The sequence below is a fragment of the Thauera linaloolentis 47Lol = DSM 12138 genome (assembly GCF_000310205.1).
Lineage (GTDB): Bacteria > Pseudomonadota > Gammaproteobacteria > Burkholderiales > Rhodocyclaceae > Thauera > Thauera linaloolentis.
Genome location: NZ_AMXE01000083.1, coordinates 1 through 15805 on the forward strand (window position 1 = coordinate 1; position 15805 = coordinate 15805).

The 15805-nt window shown below is 69.4% G+C and carries 7 protein-coding genes and 1 pseudogene; 5 read left to right on the forward strand and 3 right to left on the reverse strand.

Features of this window, described 5'->3' with window-relative positions; genetic code table 11:
- The 3 genes and pseudogenes from C666_RS15920 to C666_RS15930 form a co-directional block, all read right to left on the reverse strand.
- A pseudogene (locus tag C666_RS15920) lies at positions 1-304 on the reverse strand (hypothetical protein); the annotation flags it as partial.
- Positions 301-4284, reverse strand: coding sequence for a cobaltochelatase subunit CobN (gene cobN / locus C666_RS15925; protein WP_004343223.1), 3984 nt, complete (start codon positions 4282-4284; stop codon positions 301-303). The gene cobN and the pseudogene C666_RS15920, both read right to left, overlap by 4 nt.
- 74 nt (positions 4285-4358) lie before the next feature.
- Positions 4359-6338 carry a TonB-dependent receptor plug domain-containing protein gene (locus C666_RS15930; RefSeq protein WP_004343224.1) on the reverse strand — a complete coding sequence of 660 codons (1980 nt, stop codon included), beginning with the start codon at positions 6336-6338 and terminating at the stop codon, positions 4359-4361.
- Positions 6339-6742: 404 nt separating this feature from the next.
- On the opposite strand from C666_RS15930, the gene prpC reads away from it, so the two are divergent.
- The 5 genes from prpC to C666_RS15955 all read left to right on the forward strand — a co-directional run.
- Positions 6743-7897 (forward strand): bifunctional 2-methylcitrate synthase/citrate synthase, encoded by a 1155-nt coding sequence (gene prpC / locus C666_RS15935; RefSeq protein ID WP_004343226.1) that lies wholly within the window; start codon positions 6743-6745, stop codon positions 7895-7897.
- Between the two features lie 145 nt (positions 7898-8042).
- Positions 8043-10643 (forward strand): Fe/S-dependent 2-methylisocitrate dehydratase AcnD, encoded by a 2601-nt coding sequence (acnD, locus tag C666_RS15940; RefSeq protein ID WP_004343228.1) that lies wholly within the window; start codon positions 8043-8045, stop codon positions 10641-10643.
- A 94-nt stretch (positions 10644-10737) separates the two neighbouring features.
- Positions 10738-11934, forward strand: a complete 1197-nt coding sequence (prpF, locus tag C666_RS15945; protein ID WP_004343231.1) for a 2-methylaconitate cis-trans isomerase PrpF — start codon at positions 10738-10740, stop codon at positions 11932-11934.
- 34 nt (positions 11935-11968) lie between these two features.
- Positions 11969-12829: an isocitrate lyase/PEP mutase family protein gene (locus tag C666_RS15950; RefSeq protein WP_004343234.1), complete on the forward strand. Its 861-nt coding sequence runs from the start codon at positions 11969-11971 to the stop codon at positions 12827-12829.
- Positions 12830-12892: 63 nt separating this feature from the next.
- Positions 12893-15805: pyruvate carboxylase (locus C666_RS15955; protein WP_004343238.1), on the forward strand; the 2913-nt coding region annotated here is incomplete at its 3' end.

The following is a 15805-nucleotide window of genomic DNA, read 5'->3' on the forward strand; positions in this document are numbered from 1 at the left end:
CGTCGCGCGCCACGCCGCGCGCACCGGCGGCGGCCGAATCGGCGCCGTGGCCGGCGCGCTCGAGCCCCGGCAGCTTGCGCAGCACCTCGGCGACCGACAGGCCGCCCAGGGCACGGATTTCCTCCGCATCGATGACCAGCTTCATGCCTGGGGCGAGGCGCTGTTCGGCAAGCGCGTCGATGGCGGCGCTGACGCCGACTTCGGGCAGCAGCGCGGCGTCCGGCTCCGCGGCCCAGCCGGCCAGCGCCAGCGCACACGCGGCCGTGCCGGCCCCCGCCCAGCACAGCACGGCAGCGCGCCTCATCGCGCCGCGGCCGGCGCGCGCGTCTGGCGCAGCATGCCGCCGAGGAAGGCCAGCAGGGTCAGCGCGGCAAGCAGCAGCTCGAACCAGGGCGCGGGCGCGGCACCCTGCTCGGCCTGCACTTGTTCGAGCACCTGGCCGGTGACCGCCTCCGGCGCGGCGGCGCCTGCGGCGGCCTCGCTCGGCGCCGCATCGCTGGCGGCCTCCAGGCCGAAGCCTGCGGCCAGCGCCTGCGCGTAGTCACCGACCATGCTGCTGGCCGGCAGGTAGTCGAGGCGCTCCACCGCGTCCTGGTACACCTCCACCAGCTTGCGCAGGGTCTGCTCGTCGGTCTGCCAGTACTCCTTGCGCACCGCCTCCAGCATGCGCTCGGCGATTTGCGCGCGCGCGGTGGGATTGTGCTGCTCGAACCACTCGTCCATCTTCATGTCGAGCGCATCGTCGATGTAGACGTCGAAGAAGCTCTGCCACTGATCGTCGCGCACGATCTCGGGCGCCACCGTGGTCCAGCCCCAGAAGTTGTTGACGGTGTCGACCACGTTGAGCGTGCCGGCATGGCCTTCCTGCTGCATGGCGCCGATCCACTGCGGGTGGAAGTAGCGCGCGCGCAGTTCGGCGGCGAGGAAGCGCTCGGCCGATTCGACCTTGCCCTTGGCCGCGTCGCGCAGGTTGCTGATGTACAGGCCGGGGGTCTTGCCGCCGAGGTGGCGCACCGCGAGGCCGATGCCGCCCAGGTACTGGAAGGGGTCGTCGGTGGTGAGCATGCCGTAGAGGTTGGACGAGCGCGCCAGCACCGCCGCCTCGACGCCCTGCAGTTGTTCGGCATAGAGGTTGAGCTTTTCCGGCTTCTCGCCCCAGCGCGCCTCGGTGGGGCCGAAGGCGTACTGCATGCGCGCCAGGTACAGCTCGGCGAGCTTGCCTTCGTCTTCCCAGCTATCGGTGGCGAGCGCGGCATCTTCGAGGCCGGTGCCGTAGGTGCCGCTCTGGTTGGAGAAGATGCGGGTGAGCGCATACTCGCGCGCATCCTCGGCGGACAGGCCTTGCTCCAGCAAGCGTTTTTCCAGCGCCAGGGTATTGGTACGCACCGCGTTGTCCGGCTCGTCCAGTTCGGCGACGAGTTCCACCGCGCGCGCCAGGTGCAGCATCACGTTGGGGAAATGGTCGCGGTACAGGCCGGTGGCCGACAGCACCACGTCCACGCGCGGGCGGCCGAGTTCGGCGCGCGGAATCACCTGCACGTCGCTGATGCGGCCGAAGCGGTCCCACACCGGCTTGACGCCGAGGGCGTGGAAGGCCTGCGCTTCGAGCACGCCGAGGTGGCGCATCGCTTCTACCGACCACAGCGAGAGCGCGAGCTTGCGCAGTTCCGTGCCGTGCTCGGCGCGGTGCGCAGCCAGCAGCTGGGCGAAGGCCTCGCCGCCCGCGGCATAGGCTTGCTCGGTCGGCAGGCGCGAGGGGTCGAAGCCGTACAGGTTACGCCCGGTGGGCAGGCTTTCGGGGTTGCGCACCGGGTCGCCGCCGTAGTGGGTGTCGATGAAGCGCCCGTCCAGCGCGGCGAGCAGGCCGGCATGTTCGCCAGCGGCGGACAGCGCGCCGAAATGCCCGCGCGCCTCGGCCAGCAACTCGGCAAGCGCGGGGTCGGCCGGCGCGGGTTGCCCGGCATCGAGCAGATGGCCGGCGAGCAGGCGATAGGGCGGCGATTCGGCGAGCTTGCGGAAGTCGTCGACGAAGAGTTCCTTGGGGTCTTCCAGGCCCAGCTTGCCGTACAGGCGTTCGCCCAGCATCTGCATGGTGGTGGACAGCCGGTGCTCGGCCTGCGGCGCCTGGCCGAAGGTATGCAGGCCGAGCGGCTGGGCGGTCTGCGCCAGTGCATGCAGCCAGTCGTGCAGTTCGCGCTCGAAGGGCACGAAGTCGGCGCGCGCGCGCTCGGCCGTCCAGCCGATGTCCTCGATCAGCTTGAGGCGCGCGGCTTCGTCGACGATGGCGGCGAGGGTGCGCTCCTTGACCGCGCCGTCGTCGAGCAGGCCGTATTCATGCAGCAGGTCGTGCAGCGGCATCAGCTTTTCGTGCAGGCCGGCCGGGGCGAAGGACGGCGTCTGGTGGCTGATGATGGTGGCCCGCCCGCGACGCTTGGCCTGGGTGGCTTCGCCGATGTTGTCGACGATGTAGGGGTAGATGATGGGCGTGTCACCGAGCGCGAGATAGGGATCGTCGTACACCGACAGGCCGCGCTCCTTGCCCGGCGTCCATTCCTGGCTGCCGTGGGTGCCGAAGTGGATCAGCGCATCGGCGTCGAACTGCGCGCGCGCATAGAGGTAGGCGGCGAGATAGAAGTGCGTCAGCGGCACGCGGGTGTCGTGGTAGATGGCTTTTTCGGCGGGCTCGCCGACGCGGCCGCGCGGCGGCTGCGGCAGGATGACGAGATTGCCGAGCTGCAGGCGCGGGATGGCGAAGGCGCGCTCGCCTTCGGCGCCGGTCAGCATCGGGTCGGCGGCGGGCGCGCCCCAGTGCGCCTCGATGCGCTCACGCACCGCCGCGGGCAAGGCGCCGTACCAGGCCAGGTAGTCGGCCAGCGGCAGGCGCGCGGCAAGGCCGCGCGTCAGCAGTTCGTCGAGGCGGCGCGAAAAATCGGGGCGGTAGAACGGCGCCAGCATGTCGGCGGCGGCGGATACCATCGCCTGCTCGTCGAGCGCATCCACCGTGTAGCCGACGCCGCGCAGCGTGTCGGTGAGCAGCGCCAGGCTGCGCGGCACGTTCATGAACGAGGCCGACAGGTTCTTCTCGCCCGGCGGATAGTTGTAGAACATCAGCGCCACCCGCTTGTCGGCCTGGGCCTTGGTGCGCAGCCGGATAAGCTTGAACACCTTGTCCACCAGCGCGTCGGCCTGTTCGGGGATCAGCACCGCGTCGCCGTCCTGGATGGCGGCGACCATCAGCGGATCGGTGAGCCCGGCCAGTTCCGGAATCGCCAGGTAGAAGGGCACGCCGCCGGACGCCACACCGACCTCGCTCGCGCGCCAGTCGTCGGCATCGCCGCCGCGCCAGGTCAGGGCCTGCAGCACCGGCACGCCGAGGCGGAGGTAGTCTTCGCGCCGGCTGGCCTGATACATGACTTGCAGGTTGATGACGAGCTCCACCGCCGGCCTGCCCTCGCCGTCGTACAGCAGCTCGAGCGCCCCGGCGCCGGCGGTCGCCGGGTGGTAGTACACCACCGGCAGCGCGCCGCGCGCTTCCAGCCGGCGCACCAGTTCATCGACGTGTGCCATACCGAGGTTGCCGATGTAGGCGCGGTGGATGGCGATGCCGACCGCCGGCCTGTGCCCGGCACGCTCCGCCCCCAGCCAGGCGCGGTAGGCGGCGAGGTCGGCGACCACCTGGTCGGGATGGTCGGGATGGTAGAAGCCGGCTTCGGGATAGATCAGCGGCGCCGGAACCTCGATGCCGCGATCGCCCGCCAGATGGTGGCGTACATAGGCGAAGAGCCCGGCGAAGTTGCGCTGGCCGCCGTTGCGGTAATAGTTGTGCAGGGCCTCGCCATGGGCGGCGTCGAGCCCGCCGCCGGCCTGCGGCCCACGCGCCGACGACAGCAGCCACGGCACCCCCGCGCGTTCGAGCAGCGGCGCCATGCGTTCGAGCAGGCGGCGGCCGTCCTCCTCCCGCGGGGCGTCGAGCAGGGCCAGCTCGGCCCCGGCCAGCGCGGCGGAAATGCGCGCGTCGTCATCGCGGTCGATGTTGAGCGCATCCACGTCGACACCGGCGGCATTGCCGATGCTGCCCAGCGCGGTGAACTTGCCGGCGAGCACGAAGTCGCTGCTCACCACGGCCACCCGCGGCGCGCGCGCCTCGGTACGCAGGGCGAGCACGGCCACGGCAACGGCCAGCAGCGCGGCGAGGACGAACAGGAGGGCCTTGTGGCGGCCCTTGCCGGACGGCGGTGGATTGGCGGCGGCCTCGGCGGGCTTCGGGGAGGAGGGCTGGTTCATGGGCTGACGGGGAAACGGAAAATGACGAAGCCGGCGGACGGCAAATCGCGCGTCCGCCGGCGGGGAGGGCCGGCTCAGAACGAACCGTGAAGCGCCACACGCACCGTGCGTGGAGTCTCAGAGTAGCTGAACGCGGATGACTTGTCGGCCAGGCGGACGTCGGTCAGGTTGTCCACCCCGAGGCTGACGCCCAGGTGTTCGCTGATCCGGTAGCCCGCGCTGGCATGCAGCAGGTTGTAGGACGGGGCCCGCTCGTCGTCGAGGTACTGGCGGCCGATGTGCTCGACGCGCAGCGCGGCGTCCCACGGCCCCTGTTTCCAGCCGGCGCGCGCGTTCAGCAGGAGGCGGGAACGGCCTTCCAGCTCGTCGCCGGTCTCCTCGTCCTCGGTGTCGAGCCATTGCGCATTGCCCGCCAGGTAGAAGCCGCGCCCGAGTTGCCATTTCGCCGCGGTCTCCACGCCCAGGATGCGGGCCTCGTCGACGTTGTCGTAGAGGTAGTGGCGGCGCGGGATCGGCAGCCCGCCCGACGGCGGCGTGGTGCGCAGCAGACGGGTGGTGATCAGGTCCTTGACGTCGTTGTGGAACACCGTGGCCTCCCATTCGACGCTGCCGTCGGCGTAGGCCACGCCGAATTCCAGCGAGCGGCTGGTCTCCGGCTTGATGTCGCCATTGCCGTAGAAGGAATGCGGCCCTTCGTGGCCTTCGTAGTTGGGCGAGATCTGCTTCAGCGTCGGCGCGCGGAAGCCTTCGCCGTAGCCGCCGCGCACGGTCCAGCGTTCGCTGGCGTGCCACACCAGGTAGGCACGCGGGCTGGTTTCGCCGCCGAAGATGCTGTGGCGGTCGTGGCGCACGCCGAGCGTGAGCATCAGCGAATCGGTGAGGCCGATCTCGTCCTGTACATACACCGCCTTGTGCGTGGCGTCGTCCTTGCCGCCGGCAAGGCCGGCGTTCTTCATTTCTTCCTTGCGCGCATCGAAACCGATGGTCAGATGCTGGGCGCTGCCGAGGCCAAAGCCCACGCGGCCATCGACGCCGCGTTCTTCCATGCTCTGCGGGCGCGTCGGCGCCACGCCGTTGGTCCGCCGGCTCGACACCGAGAAGTCCGACTCCCACACGCGCAACTGGCTGTCGACCTTGCCCCACTTGCCCTGCCAGGTGGCGATGGTCTGCGAACGGTCGATGTCGTAGAGATCTTCGTAGTAGGTTCCGCTGCTGATCTGGTCGCGCGTGCGCTCCTCATCGCTGACGCGGTGCTCCAGGTCGATGGTGTGGCCGGCCAGCGGCGCCCACGACAGCAGCAGGTGGCCGGAATTCAGTTCCGTGCCTTCGACCTCGGACAGCCGGCGGTCTTCCTTCAGCTCCAAGGGGTCGCGGTCGAGGCGGGTGGCCGACAGGCCCACGCGCAGGGTGTCGGTGAGCGGGCCGGACAGGTGCACGCCGCCGCCCACCGCATCGCCGCCACCCGCGCCGCCCGCATCGCTGCCGGACAGGCGCACGCTGCCCTGCCAGTGGTCGGCCGGACGGCGGGTGATGGTATTGACCACGCCGCCGAGCGCATCGGAGCCATACAGCACCGACATCGGCCCGCGCACCACCTCGATGCGTTCGACGTCGTCGACCGAGGCCCAGTCGTACTGGTAGTCGGAATGCCCGACCCAGTCGTCGGTGGCGATCACGCGCAGGCCGTTGACGAGGTACAGCGTGTGCTTGCCGTCCATGCCGCGCAGCGACATCGTCTTGCGCCCGCCGACGCTGCGGCCGAGCAGGCCGATGCCGGGGGTCTCGCGGATCGCGTCGAGCACGCTGTCGGCGCCGCTGATGCGGAGGTCTTCGCGCGACACCACCGAGGCCGCGGCCGGCACGTCGCGGATGGCCTGCTCGCGCTGGGTGGCGGTGACCACGACTTCGTCCAGAGGCTTGTCATCGCCGGCCGCCAGGCCCGCCGCCGGCGCCAGACCGGCAAGCGCCAGCAGCGCCCCGTACAGCGGCGCCGGTCGGACCGGCCCCCTCCCCCCACGACGCCCGGACACCCGGGCGGACAGCAGCTTCAACATGGAAATCTCCATCAGGATCTGGCTGGCTGCCTAGCCGCGCGGGCATCGGTTGCTTGCTGGACATCGGATCGAAAAAATACGCGGAAAGGCCAGACGGGCCCACGCGGCGGTACGGCATCCCACGTGGCGCGCCAGCTCGGCAGGCATGCATGCGGGACGGCACGGATTATACCACTCAATGATAATCATTCTCACTTGATCCAGATCAATTCCGCCCCTGCCGCGCCACTCCGACGGCCGCCAGCAACACGCCGGCCCACTTTCGCAAGCTTTGCAGATTCACTCGAATCTCTTTGCAAACCCTCGCCTTTTCAGTCATTTACGCAATTTTCACACTGCGTATAGTGCAGTTCATCCACGACGGTGGCCATTCCGCCGACGCATATCGAGTGAAGGAGACCTGCATGACGACCACCACCAACACCCCACCCAAGGCGAAGAAGTCGGTCGCCCTGTCCGGCGTCACCGCCGGCAACACCGCGCTCTGCACCGTCGGCAAGACCGGCAACGACCTGCACTACCGCGGCTACGACATCCTCGACATCGCCGAGCGCTGCGAATTCGAGGAAGTGGCCCATCTGCTGGTGCACGGCAAGCTGCCGACCCGTGCCGAGCTGCGCGCCTACAAGGCCAGGCTGAAGGCGATGCGCGGCCTGCCCGCCAGCGTCAAGGAAGCGCTGGAGCGCCTGCCGGCCTCGGCCCACCCGATGGACGTGATGCGCACCGGCGTCTCCGCGCTCGGCTGTGTGCTGCCGGAGAAGGACGACCACAACACGCCGGGCGCGCGTGACATCGCCGACCGCCTGATGGCCTCGCTGGGTTCGATGCTGCTGTACTGGTACCACTGGGCCACCAAGGGCCAGCGCATCGAGGTGGAAACCGACGACGACTCCATCGGCGGCCACTTCCTGCACCTGCTGCACGGCGAAACGCCGCCGGCGACCTGGGTGCGGGCGATGCACACCTCGCTCAACCTGTACGCCGAGCATGAATTCAATGCCTCGACCTTCACCGCACGCGTGATCGCCGGCACCGGCAGCGACATGTATTCGGCCGTCGCCGGCGCCATCGGCGCGCTGCGCGGGCCCAAGCACGGCGGCGCCAACGAGGTGGCGTTCGAGATCCAGAAGCGCTACGACAATCCGGCCGAGGCGGAAGCCGACATCCGCCGCCGCGTGGACAACAAGGAAGTGGTGATCGGCTTCGGCCACCCGGTGTATACCGTCAGCGACCCGCGCAACGTCGTCATCAAGGGCGTGGCCAAGCAACTGTCGGATGAAGCCGGCTCGACCAAGATGTACGACATCGCCGAGCGCCTGGAGCAGGTGATGTGGGAAGTGAAGCAGATGTTCCCCAACCTGGACTGGTTCAGCGCCGTGAGCTACCACATGATGGGCGTGCCGACGGCGATGTTCACCCCGCTGTTCGTCATCGCGCGCACCAGCGGCTGGGCGGCGCACATCATCGAGCAGCGCATCGACAACAAGATCATCCGCCCGAGCGCCAACTACATCGGCCCGGACGATCTGGCTTTCGTGCCCATCGAGGCACGCCACTGAGCGCCGTGGCGGCCGTGATCTCCCTCCTGTCAAGGCACCACGGCCGCCGCGTACGGCGCCCCGGTCCGCGCGGCGGCGCCCTGCCCACCGCGCCCTTCCTGCCCGCATCAACCTCATCCACGTCGGCCCCGACCGCCAGCCATCCATGAATACAGCCCATCGCAAACCCCTGCCCGGCACCACGCTGGAATACTTCGACGCCCGTGAAGCCGTCGACGCGATCCAGCCCGGCGCCTGGGCGAAGCTGCCGTACACCGCCCGCATCCACGCCGAGAACATCGTGCGCAAGGCCGACCCGGCCATCATCGGCGCCTGTCTGTCGCAACTGATCGAACGCAAGCGCGACCGCGACTTCCCGTGGTTCCCGGCACGCGTGGTGTGCCACGACATCCTCGGCCAGACCGCGCTGGTCGACCTCGCCGGCCTGCGCGACGCCATCGCCGACCAGGGCGGCGACCCGGCGGCGGTCAACCCGGTGGTGCCGGTGCAGCTCATCGTCGACCACTCGCTGGCGGTGGAGTGCGGCGGCTTCGACCCCGATGCCTTCCAGAAGAACCGCGACATCGAGGACCGCCGCAACGAAGACCGCTTCCACTTCATCGAGTGGACCAAGACCGCGTTCGACAACGTGGACGTGATCCCGGCGGGCAACGGCATCATGCACCAGATCAATCTGGAGAAGATGTCGCCGGTGATCCATGCCGACAAGGGCCTGGCCTACCCCGACACCTGCGTCGGCACCGACAGCCACACCCCGCACATCGACGCGCTGGGCGTCATCGCGGTCGGCGTCGGCGGCCTGGAGGCCGAGAACGTCATGCTCGGCCGTGCATCGATGATGCGCCTGCCGGACATCGTCGGCGTCAGGCTCAGCGGCCGCCGCCAGCCCGGCATCACCGCCACTGACGTGGTGCTGGCGCTGACCGAGTTCCTGCGCAAGGAAAAGGTCGTCGGCGCCTACCTGGAGTTCTACGGCGAGGGCGCCGCCAGCCTCACCATCGGCGACCGTGCCACCATCTCCAACATGGCGCCGGAATACGGCGCCACCGCGGCGCTGTTCTTCATCGACCGGCAGACGCTGGACTACCTGCGTCTGACCGGCCGCAGCAACGAGCAGGTCGCGCTGGTGGAAACCTACGCCAAGGAAGCCGGCCTGTGGGCCGACGCGCTGGCCAGCGCCGAATACGAGCGCGTGCTGGAGTTCGACCTGTCCACCGTGGTGCGCAACATGGCCGGCCCGAGCAACCCGCACCGCCGCCTGCCCACGTCGGCGCTGGCCGAACGCGGCATCGCTGGCAACCTGAAGGAAGCGCGCGCGCAGGAAGCCGTGGGCCAGATCCCGGACGGCGCGGTCATCATCGCCGCCATCACCTCGTGCACCAATACGTCGAACCCGCGCAACCTGATCGCCGCCGGCCTGCTGGCGCGCAAGGCGCGCAGGCTGGGCCTGACGCGCAAGCCCTGGGTCAAGACCTCGCTCGCGCCCGGCTCCAGGGTCGTCGAGCTGTACCTGAAGGAAGCCGGCCTGCTCGAAGACCTGGAAGCCCTGGGCTTCGGCATCGTCGCCTTTGCCTGCACCACCTGTAACGGCATGAGCGGCGCGCTCGACCCCAAGATCCAGCAGGAAATCATCGACCGCGACCTGTACGCCACCGCCGTGCTGTCCGGCAACCGCAACTTCGACGGCCGCATCCACCCCTACGCCAAGCAGGCCTTCCTCGCCAGCCCGCCGCTGGTGGTGGCCTATGCCATCGCCGGCACCGTGCGCTTCGACATCGAGCAGGACTGGCTGACGATCAGCGCCGGCCGCGCGGTGCGCCTGAAGGACATCTGGCCGACCGACGAGGAGATCGACGCCATCGTCGCCCAGGCAGTGAAGCCAGAGCAGTTCAACCAGGTCTACATCCCGATGTTCGAGAAGAAGGATGCCGAGCGCGCCGCCTCGCCACTGTACGACTGGCGCCCGCAATCGACCTACATCCGCCGCCCGCCTTACTGGGAAGGCGCGCTGGCCGGCGAACGCACGCTGAAGGGCATGCGCCCGCTGGCGATCCTGCCGGACAACATCACCACCGACCACCTGTCGCCGTCCAACGCCATCCTGCTGGACTCGGCCGCCGGCGAATACCTGGCGAAGATGGGCCTACCGGAGGAGGACTTCAACTCCTACGCCACCCACCGCGGCGACCACCTCACCGCGCAGCGCGCCACCTTCGCCAACCCCAAGCTGTTCAACGAGATGGTGCTGAACGAGGACGGCACGGTGAAGCAAGGGTCGCTGGCCCGCGTCGAGCCGGAAGGCAAGGTGATGCGCATGTGGGAAGCGATCGAGACCTACATGAACCGCGGCCAGCCGCTGATCATCATCGCTGGCGCCGACTACGGCCAGGGCTCCAGCCGTGACTGGGCGGCCAAGGGCGTGCGCCTCGCCGGGGTGGAAGTGATCGTGGCCGAAGGCTTCGAGCGCATCCACCGCACCAACCTGATCGGCATGGGCGTGCTGCCGCTGGAATTCAAGCCCGGCACCACGCGCAAGACGCTAGGCCTGGACGGCACCGAGACGTTCGACGTGACCGGCGAGCGCAGGCCGCGTGCCGACCTTACGCTGGTCATCCACCGCCGCAACGGCGAAACCTTGCAGGTGCCGGTCACCAGCCGTCTCGACTCCGACGAGGAAGTCTCGGTGTACGAAGCCGGCGGCGTGCTGCAGCGCTTCGCCAAGGACTTCCTGGAAGGCACGGTATAAGCAGCACACCCGGCGGGAAGCGGCGCCGCGGCGCCCTTCCCCCATCCATCCACACACGGCCGCGTTTCGCGGCGGCCAGACAGGAGCCCCGCACATGGCCCATGCAGCGCAAGTGAAAATCCCCGCCACCTACATGCGCGGCGGCACCAGCAAGGGCGTGTTCTTCCGCCTGCAGGATCTGCCCGAGCGCTGCCGGACGCCGGGCGCGGCCCGCGACAGGCTGTTCCAGCGCGTCATCGGCAGCCCCGACCCCTATGGCGCGCAGATCGACGGCATGGGCGGCGCCACCTCCAGCACCAGCAAGTGCGTGATCCTGTCGAAGAGCGAGCGGCCGGAGCACGACGTGGATTACCTCTACGGCCAGGTCTCGATCGACAAGGCTTTCGTGGACTGGTCCGGCAACTGCGGCAACCTGTCCACCGCCGCCGGCGCCTTCGCCCTCCATGCCGGGCTGGTCGATCCGGCGCGCATTCCGCAGGACGGCGTGTGCGTGGTGCGCATCTGGCAGGCCAACATCGGCAAGACCATCATCGCCCACGTGCCGGTCGCCGGCGGCCAGGTGCAGGAAACCGGCGACTTCGAGTTGGACGGCGTGACCTTCCCGGCGGCCGAGATCGTGCTGGAATTCCTCGATCCGTCCGACGACGGTGCCGAGGGTGATGGGGGCGGCTCGATGTTCCCGACCGGCAACCTGGTGGACGAGCTCGAAGTGCCCGGCGTCGGCACCTTCAAGGCGACGATGATCGCCGCCGGCATCCCCACCGTGTTCGTCAACGCCGAGGACATCGGCTACACCGGCACCGAACTGCGCGAGGACATCAACGGCAGCCCCGAGGCGCTGGCGCGCTTCGAGAAGATCCGCGTCGCCGGCGCGCTGCGCATGGGCCTGATCAAGGCCCCCGAAGAAGCCGCCACCCGCCAGCACACGCCCAAGATCGCCTTCGTCTCGCCGCCCAAGGACTACGTCTCGTCCAGCGGCAAGACCGTCGCCGCCGGCGACGTGGACCTGCTGGTGCGCGCGCTGTCGATGGGCAAGCTGCACCACGCCATGATGGGCACGGCGGCGGTGGCCATCGGCACGGCGGCGGCCATTCCCGGCACGCTGGTCAATCTCACCGCCGGCGGCGGCGAGCGCGAGGCCGTCCGTTTCGGCCATCCCTCCGGCACCTTGCGCGTCGGCGCCCAGGCCACGCAGGCGAACGGCCAGTGGGCGGTCACCAAGGCCATCATGAGCCGCTCCGCCCGCGTGCTGATGGAAGGCGTGGTGCGCGTGCCCGGCGACGCTTTCTGACCCCTAGAACACAGCCCCCGAACAAGGAGACACCATGTCCACTCGCAAGAAACTGAAAGCCCTGGTCGAAGCCAGGCGCGGCGTCATCGTTCCCGGCGCCTTCAACGCGCTGTCCGCCAAGGTGGTCGCCGACCTCGGCTTCGAGGCCATCTACGTCACCGGCGCCGGCGTCACCAACATGTGGTTCGGCATGCCCGACCAGGGCTTCATGGGCCTGGCCGAAATCGCCGACCACACCGCGCGCATCCGCGACGCCGTCGAGGTGCCGCTGCTGGTGGATGCCGATACCGGCTTCGGCAACGCAGTGAACGTCTATCACACCGTGCGCACGCTGGAGCGCGCCGGCGCCGACTGCATCCAGCTCGAAGACCAGGTCGCGCCCAAGCGCTGCGGCCATTTCAACGGCAAGGACGTGATCAGCACCGAAGAGGCCGTCAGCAAGATCAAGGCCGCCGCCGACGCCCGCCGCGACCCCGACTTCCTCATCATGGCGCGCACCGACGCCGCCGCCGTGCATGGCTTCGAGGCCGCCGTCGAACGCGCGCAGCTGTTTGCCGAAGCCGGCGCCGACATCCTGTTCGTCGAGGCGGTGACGAGCGCCGACGAAATCCGCGCGCTGCCGCAGCGCCTGGCCAAGCCGCAATTGATGAACATGGTCATCGGCGGCAAGACGCCCATCTTCAACGCCACCGAACTGGGCGGACTTGGTTACGGTATCGTCCTGTATGCCAATGCTGCACTGCAAGGTGCGGTCATGGGCATGCAGAAGGCGCTGACCGTGCTGCGCGACGAGAAGGAGGTCAAGGAGTCGAGCGGCCTGGTCACACCCTTTGCCGAACGCCAGCGCCTGGTCGGCAAGACCGAGTGGGACGCGCTGGAAAAGCGTTACACCTGACCCGACCGGCCGCTCTCCTGGGGATGGGCGGTCGCCCATCCCTTTCCGCCGAAGGACTCCGCCATGAAGAACATCCGCAGCCTGCTGGTCGCCAACCGCAGCGAGATCGCCATCCGCGTGATGCGCGCCGCCGCCGAGCTGGGCATCCGCACCGTGGCCATCTACGCCCGCGAGGACCGCTTCGCGCTGCACCGCTTCAAGGCCGACGAAAGCTATCTGGTCGGCGCCGGCAAGACGCCCATCCAGGCCTACCTCGACATCGGCGACATCCTGCGCATCGCGCGCGAGGCGGGTGTGGACGCGATCCACCCCGGCTACGGCTTCCTGTCGGAGAACCCGGACTTCGCCGACGCCTGCGCGGCGGCCGGCATCGAATTCATCGGCCCCTCGCCCGACGTGATGCGCACGCTGGGCAACAAGGTCGCGGCACGCAATGCCGCCATCGCGGCGGACGTGCCGGTGATCCCGGCCACCGGCGCGCTGCCGGACGACCTCGACGCGGTGAAGGCGCAGGCCGCCGCCATCGGCTACCCGCTGATGCTCAAGGCCAGTTGGGGCGGCGGCGGGCGCGGCATGCGCGCGATCGACCGCGAGGACGAACTGGCCGCGGCCATCGCCGCCGCGCGGCGCGAGGCCAAGGCCGCCTTCGGCAACGACGAGGTCTACCTCGAAAAGCGCATCGTGCGCGCCCGCCATGTGGAAGTTCAGGTGCTCGGCGACACCCACGGCCAGCTCGTGCACCTGTTCGAGCGCGACTGTTCGGTGCAGCGGCGCAACCAGAAGGTGGTGGAACGCGCCCCGGCCCCCTACCTGGACGACGCCCGGCGCGCCGCATTGTGCGAGGCCGCGCTGCGCCTGTGCCGCTCGGTGGGCTACACCCACGCCGGCACGGTGGAATTTCTCATGGACGCGGACAGCGGCGCGTTCTACTTCATCGAAGTGAACCCGCGCATCCAGGTCGAACACACCGTCACCGAAGAAGTCACCGGCATCGACATCGTCAAGGCGCAGATCCACATCAGCGAAGGCGCGCGTATCGGCGACGCGGCCTGCGGCGTGCCGGCGCAGGCCGGCATCCGCCTCAACGGCCACGCCCTGCAATGCCGCGTCACCACCGAAGACCCGGACAAGAGCTTCGCGCCGGACTACGGCAAGCTCGGCGCCTACCGCAGCGCCGCCGGCTTCGGCATCCGCCTGGACGCCGGCACCGCCTACACCGGCGCCGTCATCACGCCCTACTACGACTCGCTGCTGGTCAAGGTCACCGCCTGGGGCCGCGAGCCAGCCGAAGCCGCGCAGCGCATGGACCGCGCGCTGCGCGAGTTCCGCATCCGCGGCGTGGCCACCAACCTCGCCTTCCTCGAGAACGTGGTCGGCCATCCGTCCTTCCGCGACGGCAGCTGCACCACCCGCTTCATCGACGAAACGCCGGAACTGCTCGCCACCACGCCGCGCCAGGACCGCGCCACGCGCATGCTCGAATTCATCGGCGAAGTGGTCGTCAACGGCAACCCGGAGATGAAGGGCCGCCAACCCGCGCCCGCCGCCCAGGCCGCGCACGGCGACACCGGCCTGATCTGGCCGGCCGCCAGCCTGGACGCCCCGATCCCCGCCGGCAGCCGCGACCTGCTGCGCGAACTCGGCCCCGCCGGCTTCGCTGCGTGGATGCGGCAACAGCAGGCGGTGCTGCTCACCGACACCACGCTGCGCGACGCCCACCAGTCGCTGTTCGCCACCCGCATGCGCACCGCCGACATGCTGCCGGCGGCGCCGCACTACGCGCGCGAGCTGGCCGGCCTGCTGTCGCTGGAATGCTGGGGCGGCGCCACCTTCGACGTGGCGATGCGCTTCCTCAAGGAAGATCCGTGGCAACGCCTGGCGCAACTGCGCGAACGGGTGCCCAACATCCTGTTCCAGATGCTGCTGCGCGCCTCCAACGCGGTGGGCTACACCAACTACCCGGACAACGTGGTGCGCTTCTTCGTGCAGCGCGCGGCGGCCGAAGGCATCGACCTGTTCCGCGTCTTCGATTCGCTCAACAACGCCGGCAACATGCGGGTGGCGATGGATGCGGTGAACGAGTCCGGCGCGCTGTGCGAAGCCGCGCTGTGCTACACCGGCGACCTGTTCGACGCCCGGCGCGACAAATATTCGCTGAAGTACTACGTCGATCTCGCCAGACAATTCGAACGCGCCGGCGCCCACATCCTCGGCATCAAGGACATGGCCGGCATCTGCCGCCCACGCGCGGTGAGCGCGCTGGTCAAGGCCCTGCGCGAGGAAACCGGCCTGCCGGTGCACTTCCATACCCACGACACCAGCGGCGCCTCGGCGGCCAGCGTGCTGGCGGCCATCGAGGCCGGTGCGGACGCGGTGGACGGCGCCATGGACGCCATGAGCGGGCTCACCTCGCAGCCCTCGCTGGGCGCCATCGTTGCCGCGCTGGAAGGCAGCGAACGCGCGCCGGACGTCACGCTCGACCAGATCCGCCCCTTCTCCCACTACTGGGAGGGCGTGCGCCGCCACTACGCCCCCTTCGAAGCCGACATGCGCGCCGGCACCGCCGACGTCTATCGCCACGAAATGCCCGGCGGCCAATACACCAACCTGCGCGAGCAGGCCCGCGCGATGGGGCTGGAACACCGCTGGGACGCCATCGCCCAGGCCTATGCCGACGTCAACATGCTGTTCGGCGACATCGTCAAGGTCACCCCGACTTCCAAGGTGGTCGGCGACATGGCCATCTTCATGGTCGCCAACGAACTGACACCGGCCGACGTGCTCAACCCGGCGCGCGAGATCGCCTTCCCCGAATCCGTCGTGCAACTGATGCGCGGCGAACTCGGCCTGCCGCCCGACGGCTTCCCCTTGGCGCTGCAGCGCAAGGTGCTGAAGGGCCAGCCGGCCCTGACCGAGCGCCCCGGCGCGGTGCTGCCGCCGGCCGACCTCGACGCCGCGCGCGCCGCCGCCAGCGCA